Consider the following 14,781-nt stretch of genomic DNA (forward strand, 5'->3'; position numbering starts at 1 on the left):
AGTAAGCGCACGAGCGCCACTCCGGCTACAGCACAAAGGAGACGATAGATGGCCACGATACCCGCCGTCCTCGGACTGCACCACTTTGCGTGGCGTTGCCGCAATGCCGAGGAGACGCGTCATTTCTACGAAGACATCCTCGGCCTGCCGCTCACGCACGTGATCCGGCTCGACCGCGTGCCGAGCACCGGCGAGTACTGTCCGTACGTGCATCTGTTCTTCGAACTCGCGGACGGGTCGAACATCGCGTTCTTCGATCTCGGAGACAATACGGCGGCGCTGCCGTCGCCGAACACGCCCGCGTGGGTCAATCACATCGCGTTTCGCGTTGCGTCGCTCGACGAGCTCGAAACGATGAAGCAGCGTCTCGTCGAGAATGGCATCGAGGTGCTCGGCGTGACCGATCACCACTTCGTGCGCTCGATCTATTTCTTCGATCCGAACGGATTGCGTGTCGAACTGACCACGGTCGTCGCCGATGCCGCCACGCTCGAAGGCTTTAAACTACGCGCTCGCGGCACGCTCGATGCGTGGACCGCGGAACAGAAAAAAGCAGCATTGGAGACACGCGCCGCATGAGCGAGCTGAATTCCACTCACGACCCCGCTCTGCGCAGCTGGGTCGAATCGGCCAATCTGCCCGGCGCGGACTTCCCGATTCAAAACCTGCCGTTCGGCGCATTCGAGCGCGACGGCAACGCTCGCACCGGCGTGGCGATCGGCGATCGCATCGTCGATTTGCAGGCGCTGCACGATGCGGCACTGTTCGACGGCGATGCCGCAATCGCGTGCGCAGCCGCCGCTTGCGGCGATGGCACGCTGAACCGCCTGATGGCGCTCGAACGCCGTTATCTGAGCGCGCTGCGCCGCGCACTCTCCGCGCTGTTGCGCAGCGATTCGCCGATGCTGTCGCAGGCGCAGGCGCTCGCGGCTGCCCTGCTGCCACGCATGGCCGACGTGACGATGCGGCTGCCGTGCGAGATCGGCGACTACACCGATTTCCTGACGTCGCTGCATCACACCGAACGGCACGGCCGCTACAAGGGTCTCGCCGATCCGCTGCCCGCCGCGTTCAAATCGCTGCCGATCGCGTACCACGGCCGTGCATCGTCGCTGCGCGTGAGCGGCGGCGACGTGCGCCGCCCGCACGGTCAGTATCGCGATGCACAGGGCAATGTGCGTTTTGGCCCGGCACCCGCGCTAGATTTCGAACTCGAACTCGCCGCGTTTATCGGCCGCGGCAACGCGCTGACGCAACCCGTCGCGATCGACGACGCACACCAGCACATCTTCGGCTACTGCCTGCTCAACGACTGGTCCGCGAAAAGCATTCAGTGGTTCGAGCAGGTGCTCGGGCCGTTCCTTGGCAAGAGCTTTCACTCGAGCCTCTCGCCGTGGATCGTCACCGCGGAGGCGCTCGCGCCGTTCCGCAAACCGGCGCCTGCGCGTGCTGCGGGCGATCCCGTCATCATGCCGCATCTGAACGGCTCCTTCGACCAGCGAACCGGCGGCCTGAACATCGAGCTCGACGCGTTCCTCTCGACCGCGAAACTGCGTGCCGCGGGCGCTGCGCCAATGCGCATCACGCGCACGCATCTCGACAATCTGTACTGGACGTTCGCGCAGATGGTCGCACATCACACGAGCAACGGCTGCAATCTGCGCACTGGCGATCTGCTCGGCAGCGGTACGATTTCCGGCGCCGACGATCTTTCGCGCGCATGTTTGACCGAGCTGACGAACGCGGGCAAAGATCCGCTGCAGTTGCCGAACGGCGAAACGCGCACCGCGCTCGAAGACGGCGACGAAGTGATTTTCCATGCACGCGCCGTGCAACCGGGCGCCGTGACGATCGGCTTCGGCGAATGCCGCGGCACGATTGCGCCGGCATTCGATACGTCGCGCCCGACCGGAACGACGCCAGCGCGCAGCGAGGCCCACGTATGACCGCTCTGAACGGATATGTGCAGGTCGGTCATGGCCCGCGCAAAGTGATCGCACTGTCTGGCTGGTTCGGCAGTTCGGCCGACTGGCAAACGCTCGCACCGGCGCTCGACACCGACACGTTCACGTACGCTTTCTTCGACTATCGCGGCTACGGCGAATCGCTCGAACGCGACGGCGCTTTCACGTTCGCCGAAGCGGCAAGCGACGTGCTCGCGCTTGCCGATCATCTCGACTGGCCGCGCTTCAGCCTGATCGGGCATTCGATGGGCGGCATGGCCATGCAGCGCGTGCTGCTCGCGGCGCCGCAGCGGATCGAGCGGATGGCCGGCATCTCGGCGGTGCCCGCATGCGGTTCGCGGATGGATGCGGCGCGCCTCGCAGGCTTCAGTGCGACCATCAACGATGTGTCAAAACGCGCAGGCATCATTGCCTTTTCAACCGGTAATCGACTCACGCCGCGCTGGAGTTCGCATCTTGCGAACGAATCGATGCGGCTGTCGCGCCGCGAGGCGTTCGCCGGCTATCTTCCCGAATGGGCGACGCGCGATTTCTCGGCCGAACTTGCAGGAAGCGCGGCCGCACAGGTGCCAGTCAAGCTTTTTATCGGCGAGCACGATCCGACACTGACCGCCGATCTGATGAATCGCACATGGCTCGCGTGGTACGAGCACGCAACGCTCGAAACGCTCGCGAATGCGGGCCACTACGCGATGTACGAAGTACCCGTTGCGCTTGCAACGAAGCTGGAAGACTGGCTGAAACAAACGACGTAGCAACACCGGCTGCGCGCCGTGGTCCGGCGTGCGACCGCAGGAGACTTCATGTACGAGACCACCTATCTGCGCGCATCGACGCTCGAAGAAGCCGTCGCGTGGCTGCGCGAACATGACGAAGCGCGGCCGCTATCGGGCGGCATGACGCTAATTCCGACGCTCAAGCAGCGGCTCGCGGCGCCGTCCCATCTGATCGATCTCACGCGTATCGACGCGATGCGCGGCATCGCGGTCGAAAACGGCGTGCTGCGCATCGGCGCGTTGACGCGCCATGCGGAAGTCGCCGCTGCGCCGCTCGTCGCCGACGCCATTCCCGCGCTTGCGCAGCTCGCGAACGTGATCGCCGACCCGCAAGTGCGCAATCGCGGCACGATGGGCGGCTCGGTCGCGAACAACGACCCCGCCGCCGACTATCCGGCCGCCGTCATGGCGCTGAACGCGCACGTCGTCACGTCCGGGCGTCGTATTGCCGCCGACGACTACTTCGTCGATACGTTCGAAACCGCGCTCGCGCCCGACGAACTCGTCACCGCGATCGAATACGCGATTCCGCTGCGCGGCGCGTATGCGAAGTTCCGGCAGCCGGCCTCGGGTTATGCGGTGGTCGGCGTATTCATCGCGCAGTACGACGACGCTGTGCGTGTCGGTGTAACGGGTGCCGGCGCATCGGTATTCCGCTGGCACGACGCCGAGGAGGCGCTGACTCGCGAGCTTTCCGAAGCATCGCTGGCGCCCGTGAAAATGGACACGTCGACACTGCCCGACGATCCAAACGCGTCGGCTGCCTATCGCGCGCACCTGATCGAAACCTACGCGCGCCGCGCATTGCAGACGCTGCTCGCGCAGCCGCTGCGCCCGCGCGCCTAACGCAACCTTTGTATGGCCGGGAGTACGCGCTGAAGCGCGCACGCTCATCGCCTTGCCGCCAGGAGACAAACACATGGAATTCACCGGATCGCAAACCATCGCTGCATCGCGCGAACACGTATGGCGTGGCCTGAACGACGCAGCCGTGCTGCAGGCCTGCGTGCCGGGCTGCGAAGCCTTTACCGCCGAAAGCGACGACGAGTTCAAGGCCGTCGTGGTCGCCTCGGTCGGGCCCGTCAAGGCGCGCTTCAAGGGCACGCTGCTGCTGTCCGAGCGCGATGCGCCGAACGGCTACAAGATTGCAGGCCAGGGCGAAGGCGGCATTGCAGGCTTCGGCAAGATGACTGCGACCGTCACGCTTGCGGACGCCGAAGAAGGCGGCACGTTGCTCACGTATGTCGCTGAAGCCCAGGTGGGCGGCAAGCTCGCGCAGATCGGTTCGCGGCTCGTTACGTCGGTGGCGAACAAGCTCGCGGCGGAATTTTTCAAGCGGTTCAACACGACGATGAGCGCATCGATGAGCGCGGACGCTGAAGAACCCAGCGCTGCAGCGAAGTAAGCGTCCCCGCGTGCGACCGTTATAGCAAGGAACAGGTGAATCATGGTTGAAGTTCAGTTGCAGGTGAACGGCGTCGATGTCCGGCATGAAGTACCGGACCAGATGCTGCTCGTCGAATTTCTGCGCGAGACGCTGCGCCTGACCGGCACGCACGTCGGCTGCGACACGAGCCAGTGCGGCGCATGCACGGTCAATCTCGACGGCGTTTCCGTGAAGTCGTGCACGGTGCTCGCCGCGCAGGCAAGCGGCGGCCGCGTCGTCACCGTCGAAGGGTTGAAGCCGAACGAAACAACAGGCCTGCACCCGGTGCAAAACGCATTCGTGCAATGCCACGGCCTGCAATGCGGGTTTTGCACCCCGGGCATGATCATGTCGTGCGATTTCTATCTGCGCGAAGCGCCAGCTCTCGACGAAGCGAGCATCTGCCACAGCCTCGAAGGCAACATCTGCCGTTGTACGGGCTACGTGAACATCATCGAAGCCGTGAGGCACGCGGCGCGCGAGATGTACCCGGAGCATGCGGCAGGCGCCGCGCATCGGGAGGAACAGCACTCATGATCGGCAAACCGATACCGCGTGTCGAAGACCAGCGCTTCGTCACCGGCAAAGGACAGTACACCGACGATTTTCGCGTCGAAGGCCAGCTTCACGCGGCCTTTTTGCGTTCGCCGCACGCCCATGCGGCACTCAACTCGATCGACACGAGCGCGGCGCGCGAGGCGCCCGGCGTCGTCGCGGTGCTCGTCGGCCAGGACTACGTCGACGACGGTTTGATCGGCTGCGACCATGTACCGAATCCGATCGACGCCGTCGATGCGACGAAAAAGGCATTTGCCACGTCGCTGACCGGTTCGATCTTCAATCAGCTGCATATTCCGCTGCCTGTCGATCGCGTTCGCTATGTCGGCGAGGCAGTCGCGATGGTCATCGCCGAAACGCCGCTGCAGGCGCGCAATGCGGCCGAGATGATCGAGGTCGACTACGACGTGCTCGACGCCGTCGTCAATGGCGCCGATGCGATGCAGGAAGGTGCGCCGCAGTTGTGGGACGGCGCGCCCGGCAACCTGTGTTTCCAGACGCAAATCGGCGATCGCGACGAAGCGCGCCGCATTCTCGCGACGGCCGACCATGTCGTGCAACGCGAGTTTCACCATAGCCGGCTCGTCAATTGCCAGATGGAGCCGCGCAGCGCGATCGGCGACTACGATGCGCAAACGGGCACCTACACGCTTATCTCGGGCAGCCAGGGCGCCGTGCGTCAGAAACTCGTGCTCGCCGGCGCGTTGAAGGTGCCGCCCTCGCAGGTGCGCGTGGTATGCCCGGACACCGGCGGCGGCTTCGGGCCGCGCTCGTTCGTCTACGTCGAGCAGCTCGCGGTCGTGTGGGCCGCACGCCGCATCGGACGTCCCGTCAAATGGACCAGCGATCGTAGCGAAGCGTTTCTGTCCGACTATCAGGGCCGCGACCAGATCATTCGTTCGACGATCGGTTTTTCGAAAGACGGCCGCATTCTCGCGATCGACAACGAATGGATCGGCAATGTCGGTGCGCATACGGTGTCGTATGTGCCGATGTCGAATGGAACGCGCATCATGACGACCGTCTACGATGTGCCGGTCGCGGCCGTGCATGTGAGCGCGGTGCTGACCAACACGGTGCCGACCGCGCCATACCGCGGCGCGGGCCGGCCCGAGGCGCACCATGTAATCGAGCGCATGCTCGATATCGCCGCCGCGCAACTCGGCATCGACCGCACGGAGATTCGCCGGCGCAATCTGATCGCACACGAAAAGCTGCCTTATCGCAGCGCGATGGGCCTCACTTACGACAGCGGCGAGTTTTCGCGCAATATGGAACGCGCGCTCACGCTGGCCGAATGGAGCACGTTCGAAACGCGCCGCGCGCAATCGCGCGCACGCGGCAAGCTGCGCGGCATCGGGCTCGCGAACTACATCGAGTCGCCGGTCGGTGCGCCGCGCGAGCGGATCGAGCTGACGGTGCTGCCCGGAGAACAGGAAAGCGGCCACATCGAGATCGTGTCGGGCACGCAATCGACAGGGCAAGGCCACGAAACCACGTTCGCGCAGGTCATCGCGCAACATCTGGGCGTGCCGATGTCGGCGGTCAAGCTGCGCACCGGCGACACCGCATTCGTCAGCGTCGGCGGCGGCAGCCACTCGGACCGCACGATGCGCCTCGGCGGCATGCTGCTCGTCGATACCGCCGCGCAGATCATTGCGACCGGCAAGCGCGTTGCCGCCGCGCTCTTCGATATCGCGGAAAACAAGGTCGAATTCGCCGACGGCCATTTTGTCGATTCGACGACGAGCCGCCGCGCAAGCCTCTTCGAAATCGCGCGCCGCGTGGCGAGCGACGGCATGCCGGGCGAGCCCGGCAAGAAAAAGCTCTATGCGGAAGCGGAAGTCAATACACGCGTGCCCGCGCATCCAACCGGCTCCGCGATCTGCGAACTCGAAGTCGATCCCGATACCGGCGTCGTCACGCTCGTCAACTACACGTCGGTCGACGATGTCGGCCAGCCGATCAACCCGCTGATCGTCGAAGGTCAGGTGCATGGCGGCCTCGCACAAGGAATCGGCCAGGCGCTCTCGGAAACCTGCTACGTGGACCGCGAAACGGGCCAGGTGCTGACCGGCTCGTATATGGATTACGGCATGCCGCGCGCCGGTGTCGTGCCGCCGCTGCGCGTCGAGCTGACCGAAGACCCGACGCACGGCAACCCGCTGCGCGTGAAAGGCGGCGGCGAAAGCGGCATTACGCCGGCCACGGCGACGATCTTCAATGCGCTGGCCGACGCGCTGAAAGAGATCGGCGACGAAGAGCTCGACATGCCGGCCACGCCGAAGATCGTCTGGGAGTACATCCATCGCGACGCCGCGTAAAAGTCGCACCACGTAGAAGCGTGGCTCTGAACCGAACACAAGGAACCTGCAGCATGTCCACTGAATTCGTTGCAATCAGGCGCGACGGTCCGCTCGTCGACATCGTGCTCGACCGGCCGGAAAACGGCAATCTGATCAACGCCGAGATGAGCGAGGCGATTATCGCCGCGGTGTCGAATATTGACGACGATGTCAAGCTCGTGCGCATCGTCAGCAGCAGCGCCGATTTTTGCAAGGGCCGCCAGTCGCCGATGCCGCCCGCCGACGCCAAGCCATCCGCGGAGACGCTGCGGCGCGTGGTCGCCGCGCCGCCGCTCGCGTTGTACGACGCGTTGAAGGCAGTGCGCGTGCCGGTGGTGTCCGTCGTGCGCGGCGAGGCGATCGGCGTCGGTTGTGCGCTCGCCGGTGTCTGCGACATCGCGCTCGCGGCCGACAGCGCCGTGTTCCAGATCCCCGAAATGGAGCGCGACATTCCGCCGACGCTCGTGATGTCCGCCTTGATCGGCCGCGTGCCGATCAAGACCGTCGCACATATGGTGCTGAGCCGCGAACGGCTGAGCGCCACCGAAGCGCTGCATGCGGGGCTCGTGAGCCGCGTGGTTGCCGCGAGCGAACTCGATGCGGCCGCGCAAACGCTCACGCAGACGCTGCTTGGCTGCAGCGCCGTCACGTTGCGCGCGGTCAAGCAGTTCTTGCATCTCGCGCCGGAAATGCCTGCGTCGGGCGCGAGCGGTTTCGCCGCGCACCTCGCCGCGACGGCGCTGTCGGCGCGCTTCTGATTTTCCGGTCGAAGCGGCACGCTGCAGGCGCAAGACGGCGTGCCCGAACGACACAAGCAGCACACAAGCAGGACACAAGGGGCCTACAAGCAAACCGCAAGCAGTCCATCAGTAGCCCATAAGCATACGCACGACTTACCCATACGCATCGCACGAGGACCCTCCCTTGAGACCGAAGACAGTCATCCCCTCCACCGTGCAAGGCGCGGCGGCCCCGGACCTCGAACAGTTCCGCCTGCGACGCTTTCTCGAAGCGCTCGGCGAAGACGAACTCGAACCGCGCGAAGAGCCGGTCGATCTCGCGGACGTTGCCGGGATCATGGAAGGCAACCCGCGCGCGGTGTGGTTCAAGCAGCCGGGCGGCAGCAGTTTTTCGCTGGCGGGCAGCGTTGCCGCAGGCCGCACGCGCCTCGCGCAAGCATTCGATACGACGCCGCAGAACCTGCTCGCCACCGTGCGCGAGCGGCTCGCAGTCAAAGGCAAGCTCGTCGAGGTCACGCGCGAGGAAGCGCCCGTCCAGCAGGTCGTGCTGACCGGCGAGGCATGCGACTTCACCGCGCTGCCCGTACATTTGCAGCACGATCTCGACGGCGCGCCGTATATTTCCGCGTCCATCGATTTCGCCGTCGATCCTGAAACGGGCTGGACCAACGTCGGCATTCGCCGGCTCATGCTGCGCGGCCGTCGCACAGCGGGCGTCGACCTCGTCGCGCCGTCCGATCTGCGCGCGATCAGCATTGCGCATTCGAAGCGCGGCGAGCGTCTGCCGATCGCGTTCGCGGTCGGCACGCATCCGGTCGATCACGTCGGCGCGACGATGCGCATTCCCGCCGACGAGCTCGAACTCGTCGCGGCATTGCGCGGCACGCCGATGGGCGTCGTCAAATGCGTGACGAACGATCTGCTCGTCCCCGCCGACGCGGAATTCATTCTCGAAGGCTATCTCGACGAGCGCGGCCACGCGGAGCCCGAAGGCCCGTACGGCGAATTCCTCGGCTACTACGGCGGCGTCAAGACCAACCCCGTCTTCCATCTGACCGCGATCACGCACCGCCGCGACGCGGTGTTCCAGACCTGCACGATCGGCGGGCGCGCGATGGCGCGCACCGATACGGCCCAGCTCGCCGCGCTGCGCACCGAAGTGACCGTGTGGCGCGCGCTCGAAACCGCCGTGCGCGAAGTGAAGGCCGTCTACTGCAGCGCAGCGACAGGCGGCATGTTCAACGTGCGCGTCGCACTGCAGCAGCGCGTGCCGGGCGAAGCGCGCAACGCGATCGCCGCGGTGTTCGCGTCGCTCGCAAACGTCAAGCACGTGTTCGTCGTCGACCCGGACATCGATATCTTTTCCGAAGAGCAGATGGACTGGGCGCTCGCGACGCGTTTCCAGGCGGACCGCGATCTCGTCGTGCAGAACGGCTTGCGCGCGATGCCGCTCGATCCGTCGCTGCATGGCCTCGCGCACGGCACGGCGAGCACCGCGAAGGCGGGCTTCGATCTCACGCTGCCGCTGCTCGCGCCCGGCGCGGTGCGGCCGCTCGAGCATCGCGTGCCGACGCCGCCGCAATATGCGGGCGCGCGCTTCGAGTCGCTCGAAGCCGCGCTCGAGGACGGACCGAAGCGCTTTGCAGAACTGATGGCGGCGACAGGTACTCGCGACGGACGCGAAGTCGTGCGCTGGCTCGAAGACATCGAGGCGACGCGCACGATCACTCGCGACGGCGAAGGACGGTACGCGTTTTCGTAACATCGGTCTCGCAGGCGCCAAACCCGCGTGAAATGCGGCAGTAACAATGGCGTCTGCGAATCGATGCTTCTGTGCACGAAGCGAACGGGATAGAATCTGCGGCAACCGTTGGTCGGAAACGAAGGGTCGCCGTAGATATGAATTTGTCCATCAAGCAGCTGAAAGTGTTCCTCGGCGTGGCGAACGCCTCGAGTTTCACGAAAACCGCGCAAAGCATGCACCTGAGCCAGGCTGCGCTCAGCGCGATCATCCGGGAACTCGAAACCCAGTTGCAATGCCGTCTGCTGGAACGCACCACGCGCACCGTCGCGCTGACGGAAGCCGGCCGCGCGTTCTATCCGACCGCGATGAAAATCGTGGAAACGCTCGAAAAGTCGGTCGTCGAACTGAACGAGCTCGGCCGCCAGAAGCAGGAATCGCTACTGCTCGGCTGCACGCCGATGATTGCCGCGAGCCTGATGCCGCAGGTGCTCGGGCGTTTCGCGGCTGCCTATCCGACGTCGACCGTCGAACTCGTCGACCGGCCGCCTGGCGAGTTGCTGCGGATGGTCGAGGACGGCGACCTCGATGCGGCATTCGGTATATTTTTCTCGCAGCTTTCCGGCATCGACCGCGTGCCGATGTTTCCGTCACGGCTCGTCGCCGTATCCGCGGAAAGCGATATGTCGCTGGGCGGCCCCGCAGCGCGCGAGCGGCATGGCGTGCGCTGGAGCGCGCTCGAAGGGCTGCCGCTGATCACTCTGCCGAAGGACAACCCGCTGCAACGGCTGATCGAGGCGACGCTCTCGAAAGAAGAAGTAACCGTGAGCCGGCGCATGGTGGTCGGGCATCTGCAAACTGCAATCGCAATGGCGCACGAAGGCCTCGGCATCGCCGTCATGCCTTCGTTCTGCGAACACATCTGCAAGCACTATCGCGTGCAGATCGACGTGATACGGCCGGAAGTGGAGTTCTCGTTTTACCGGATCACGCGCAGCGGCCGCGATACGCTGTCGGTGCTCGATGCGTTCACGGAAATGTTTGCGCAGGCTGCTCAACAACGGCCTTCGGCACTCGCCGCGCAAGCCGCTGCGACCACGCAAGCAGCGCGGAAAACAGCGCGATAAACACGAACACCGCCGACACGTTCACGAAGAGCCGGCCAAGCGGCAAATGCATCGCAAGCAGTACGCCGCCGAGCATCGATCCGGCCACCGAGCCCAACTTGCCCACGCCAATCGCGCTGCCGACACCGGCCGAACGCAGCGTCGTCGGATAGACGATCCCGGCCACCGCATACAGTCCAAACTGCGTGCCGATCACGCAGACGCCGCTCGCAAACACCGCGGCAAACAGCAGCGCGACGGGCATCGGCATACCGAGCGAGGCCGCGATCGGGCAACCGAGCACCGCGAGCGTCAGCACGACAGCCATGCCGTAGCGGTCTACGCAGCGGCTTAGGGCAAGCGCGCCGACCGTGCCGCCGACCGGAAACATCATCGCAACCTGCGCGGCGCGCACGGGTTCGAGATGACTCATGCCGAGCAGAATCGGCAACCAGTTCTGCAGAAAATGCAGCGCCAGCGAATTGAGCACGAACACGATCCACAGCAGCGGCGTGATACGGCGAAGTTCATTGCCGAACAATGCAGCGACGCTTGCGCGCTGCGTTTGCGATTCGTCGTCGAGCACATAGTGCGCATCGGCATTTGCGTTCTGATCGGCGCCGAGACGGCGCGCGAGCTGCGCGATACGCTGAGGATCGCGCCCATTCATGATCAGAAAGCGGATCGATTCGGGCAGCAACGCGAACGATGCAAACGCAACCGCCACCGCAGCGATGCCGCCGACGACAAACACGACCTGCCAGCCGAAATGCGGCAACAGCCACGAAGCAACCGCACCGCCGCCTCCCGCGCCGATCGAAAAACCGGAGAACATCAGCGTGATCCATGTCGCGCGGCGTGCCTTCGGCGCGTATTCGGACACGAGCGCAACGGTGTTCGGCACGACGCCGCCCATGCCGATGCCGGCGAGAAAACGCAACAACGTCAGTTCGCCGAGCGAAGATGCGCGCGCGCTTGCCAGCGTCAGGACACCGAATAGCACCGTGCCGTAGATAATCGTGCGCCGGCGGCCGAAGCGATCGCCGCTGAAGCCGAGCAGCAGCGATCCCACCAGCACGCCAAACAATCCGAAGCCGAAGACGTGTCCGAAACCGGCGGCGTCCGTATGCCACTCGGCGATCAATGCAGGAGCGGAGTAGGCAACGGCAACCTGATCGTAGCCGTCGATCAGCACGATCAGAAAACACCATGCAATCAGGCCGATTGCGAACCCGCCGAGCTTCTGTCGCTCGACGAGCGCGGAAACATCGACGGTGGGGCGGCGATTGGCAGCCGTGCCGGCGCCGTCGTGGGTATCTGAAACCACGGTCATGTTCGTCTCCTCCCTGCGCGCGTCGCCTCGATCGGCGAGCGGTGCGCCTGCGCTTTAGCGCAGGATTTTGTCTCGTTGGGCAGCTTTCTGTTTGTGATGGCCTGACGAAGCAGGCCGCAAGCCGTCAACGAGTGTAGTGAAACGCACCAGCGAAGGGAATCAACGAATCATGATTGGTTGATCGAACGATTCGATGAATCGTCAAACTTCAAAAAAACTCAATTCGAGGCTGAACGGCAGGCTGAACGGCAAGCCACGCTCAGCCGCGACGCTCGACCGCGGGCTCGGCCCGATTGCCGCGTGCCATGCTCGAAAACACGCCATCGCGCCGAATCAGGCCATGGAACATCGCCGCGGCCAGATGCCCGAGAAAGCTTAGAAACAGCAGCATCGCGAGCCACGTATGCGCGCCGCGCAGGAACGCGTAGAGCCGCGGACTCTGCGGGACGATGGGCGGCAGATCGAAACCCGGAAACATATGCACCGGAAAGCCGCCCGCCGACAGCATCGACCAGCCGACCAGCGGCATCGCAAACAGCAAGAGATAGAGCAGCCAGTGCGAACCTTGCGCAACACAGCGCTGCCAGCCCGGCATATCGCCCGGCAACGGCGGCGGACGGTGCGTGATACGCACGATCAGACGCAGCACGACGAGCAAGAGAATCGCAATGCCGAGCGGCCGGTGGATCGCGATCAACGTCAGATGCAGCCGCGAAACGGTTGCGACCATACCGACGCCGATAAATAGCATCGCGACGACAAGCGGCGCCATCAGCCAATGGAAGAAGCGCGCCGGCAAACTGAAATGTGCATGACCTGATTTCATTGATGCCCTTCTGCTATCGATGATTTCCGAGCCGCCGGCCCGTGCGCTTCTTCGCGAATCCGGCGATTGAACGATACCGCGTAGGCAGCCGAGCGCGCCGCGAGCAGTGGATCGTCGGACGGCTTGAGCCCGTCGGGCAACACGGTCGGATCGTAGTTGATATCGCGACAGTCGCCATCGGCCTGCGCGGTTTCGTGCTCGATCGTAAGCGTTCCCGCATCGATCTGCCGGCGATCGTCGGGCCACGCCTGCGTGGCGTCGTTCGTCACGTCGCCGGGCGCGGCCACCGTCAGAATCAGATGCCAGCGCAACGGTCCTTGCGCGAGCCGGTCCGAAAGCTCGCCGGACAGATAGTTCGGCGCATTGCCGCTTGGCTTCGCGGGCGCATAGGCCGCTTCGGGAACCATCGCCCAGCGGATAAACGACGTATTGCCATCCGCATCGATCGCCCGGAACGCGTTGATGCTGTAATACGCGGCATTCGCGAAGCTGCTCGAAGGCGAATGCGCCTTGACCCACTGCTGGAACGGTTGCGTTTCAGGGTGAGCGGCGTAAAACGCTTTCAGTTTAGCCGGATCGGGCTTGCCCGTTGCCGGGTCGGGCTTGCCCGCCGCGAGCTGCTCGTAGAATGCTTCCGGCGTGTTGACTGCAAAAACCGGCGTATTGTTCATTCCGGTGCGCCACTGCGCATGATTCGGCAACTGGAATTCGAGCGCGAAGCTGCGTACCGGCGTGCCCCCGTCCGGTGCAACCGGGTTTGGCCCGGGAATCGCAAAGCGCCCGATGACCGGCGTGCGCACCGGATCGAATACCTCCGCGCGCGAAATGCCGGACGCCTTGCCGTTGCCTTCGAAGTAACCGGCCACACATACACCCTTCGCGTGATTGCGTCTGAAACCCGGATGCACGCCGCCATACGTTTCGAATTTGTTGACGATGCGTTGCGGGCTCAACCTGTCCGGCGCGGCAAAACCCGCAACGTAGACAAAGGCACCGCCCACCGCGAGCACCACGACACCGATTGCGCATAGCTTGCCGATTTCGCCGAGATGCTGACCGGGATGGCGCGCGAGTTCGGCCAACGAAAACGGTCGTTCGTTCATGAAACCTACCCTTTGCGTGAGATTTGCAAATGGGCGAACACAGGCTTCGCGTGTTTATTCCATCGCCCTCAAAGTCGTGCAAATGAAAGGTTAAACGTTTACATGGGCGCTTAACGAAGCAATGCAAACAATTGATCTCGCGTTTATCCTAGGCACGCTCGAACTTGTCCCGGGGAAACCTCATCATGTCTGAATGCAACCAATTTGAACTATTCGGTTTCTGGCGATCGTCAGCGACCTATCGCGTGCGCGTCGCATTGAACCTGAAGAATATGAATGCGGAAGAGATGACCATCGATCTCGACGCCGGTCAGCAGCGCACCCCTGAGTTTCTCAAGGTCAATCCGCTCGGCGCGCTGCCGACACTGATCGAAGCGGGGCAGCAGCCGCTCACGCAATCGATCGCCATTCTCGAATATCTCGAGGAACTGCAACCCGATCCTCCTCTGTTGCCCTCGGATCTCCAAGGGCGGGCGCGCGTGCGTTCCATCGCGTCGATGCTCACTGCGGATACGCATCCGCTCGTCGTACCTCGTGTGAAGAGCTACCTGATGGAGCGCGGCGGCTTCGATCTCGCCGCATGGCGCGACTGGCAGATCCAGTGGTTCGGCACGGGAATTCGCGCCGTGGAAAAGCGTCTTGCCACCGAAGCCGGCACCGGCATCTGGTGTCACGGCGATGTGCCGACGTTCGCCGATATCGCGCTTGCAAGCATCATCGCGGTGATGCGCGTGTTCCAGATCTCGATTCCGAATACGCCCACCGTCGACCGCATCATCGCGCAGTGCGATCTGCACGAGGCATTTCTGAAGGCCGCTCCATACCGGCAGATCGGCGCACCGCCGGTGCCGATGCGAGGCTGA

14 protein-coding genes are annotated in these 14,781 nt (G+C 64.1%); 11 read left to right on the forward strand and 3 right to left on the reverse strand.

The window, feature by feature from the left end; genetic code table 11:
• The first annotated feature begins 48 nt into the window (after positions 1-48).
• The 10 genes from BTO02_RS21035 (at position 49) to BTO02_RS21080 (ending at position 10,677) form a co-directional block, all read left to right on the forward strand.
• On the forward strand, positions 49-579 hold the full coding sequence (locus BTO02_RS21035) for a VOC family protein (RefSeq protein WP_075159199.1): 531 nt from the start codon (positions 49-51) through the stop codon (positions 577-579).
• Positions 576-1,946, forward strand: a complete 1,371-nt coding sequence (gene fahA / locus BTO02_RS21040; RefSeq protein ID WP_075159200.1) for a fumarylacetoacetase — start codon at positions 576-578, stop codon at positions 1,944-1,946. The genes BTO02_RS21035 and fahA overlap by 4 nt, the downstream gene beginning before the upstream one ends.
• On the forward strand, positions 1,943-2,719 hold the full coding sequence (locus tag BTO02_RS21045; RefSeq protein ID WP_075159201.1) for an alpha/beta fold hydrolase: 777 nt from the start codon (positions 1,943-1,945) through the stop codon (positions 2,717-2,719). The genes fahA and BTO02_RS21045 overlap by 4 nt, the downstream gene beginning before the upstream one ends.
• A gap of 48 nt (positions 2,720-2,767) precedes the next feature.
• Positions 2,768-3,586: an FAD binding domain-containing protein gene (locus tag BTO02_RS21050; protein ID WP_075159202.1), complete on the forward strand. Its 819-nt coding sequence runs from the start codon at positions 2,768-2,770 to the stop codon at positions 3,584-3,586.
• A gap of 73 nt (positions 3,587-3,659) precedes the next feature.
• Positions 3,660-4,145: an SRPBCC family protein gene (locus BTO02_RS21055; RefSeq protein WP_075159203.1), complete on the forward strand. Its 486-nt coding sequence runs from the start codon at positions 3,660-3,662 to the stop codon at positions 4,143-4,145.
• A 42-nt stretch (positions 4,146-4,187) separates the two neighbouring features.
• On the forward strand, positions 4,188-4,703 hold the full coding sequence (locus tag BTO02_RS21060; protein ID WP_075159204.1) for a (2Fe-2S)-binding protein: 516 nt from the start codon (positions 4,188-4,190) through the stop codon (positions 4,701-4,703).
• Positions 4,700-7,048 (forward strand): xanthine dehydrogenase family protein molybdopterin-binding subunit, encoded by a 2,349-nt coding sequence (locus BTO02_RS21065; protein WP_075159205.1) that lies wholly within the window; start codon positions 4,700-4,702, stop codon positions 7,046-7,048. Before BTO02_RS21060 ends, BTO02_RS21065 begins: the two co-directional genes overlap by 4 nt.
• 53 nt (positions 7,049-7,101) lie before the next feature.
• A complete protein-coding gene (locus BTO02_RS21070; RefSeq protein ID WP_075159206.1) occupies positions 7,102-7,827 on the forward strand; it encodes an enoyl-CoA hydratase/isomerase family protein in 726 nt (241 codons plus the stop codon).
• A gap of 166 nt (positions 7,828-7,993) precedes the next feature.
• Entirely contained in the window at positions 7,994-9,571 is a 1,578-nt protein-coding gene (locus BTO02_RS21075) for a UbiD family decarboxylase (RefSeq protein WP_075159207.1), read from the forward strand.
• Between the two features lie 137 nt (positions 9,572-9,708).
• Entirely contained in the window at positions 9,709-10,677 is a 969-nt protein-coding gene (locus BTO02_RS21080) for a LysR family transcriptional regulator (RefSeq protein ID WP_075159208.1), read from the forward strand.
• Here the strand turns inward: BTO02_RS21080 and BTO02_RS21085 are convergent.
• The 3 genes from BTO02_RS21085 to BTO02_RS21095 all read right to left on the reverse strand — a co-directional run bounded on the left by BTO02_RS21085 (position 10,580) and on the right by BTO02_RS21095 (position 13,918).
• Complete coding sequence (locus BTO02_RS21085) at positions 10,580-11,989, reverse strand: MFS transporter (RefSeq protein ID WP_075159209.1); 1,410 nt, start codon at positions 11,987-11,989, stop codon at positions 10,580-10,582. The two genes, BTO02_RS21080 and BTO02_RS21085, sit on opposite strands and share 98 nt — an antisense overlap.
• Positions 11,990-12,248: 259 nt before the next feature.
• Complete coding sequence (locus BTO02_RS21090; protein ID WP_075159210.1) at positions 12,249-12,815, reverse strand: cytochrome b; 567 nt, start codon at positions 12,813-12,815, stop codon at positions 12,249-12,251.
• Positions 12,812-13,918, reverse strand: coding sequence for a catalase family peroxidase (locus tag BTO02_RS21095; protein ID WP_083615294.1), 1,107 nt, complete (start codon positions 13,916-13,918; stop codon positions 12,812-12,814). The genes BTO02_RS21090 and BTO02_RS21095 overlap by 4 nt, the downstream gene beginning before the upstream one ends.
• A 185-nt stretch (positions 13,919-14,103) precedes the next feature.
• Between BTO02_RS21095 and maiA the strand changes: the two genes are divergently transcribed.
• Positions 14,104-14,781 carry a maleylacetoacetate isomerase gene (maiA, locus tag BTO02_RS21100; protein WP_075159211.1) on the forward strand — a complete coding sequence of 226 codons (678 nt, stop codon included), beginning with the start codon at positions 14,104-14,106 and terminating at the stop codon, positions 14,779-14,781.

This window comes from Paraburkholderia sp. SOS3, assembly GCF_001922345.1.
Lineage (GTDB): Bacteria > Pseudomonadota > Gammaproteobacteria > Burkholderiales > Burkholderiaceae > Paraburkholderia.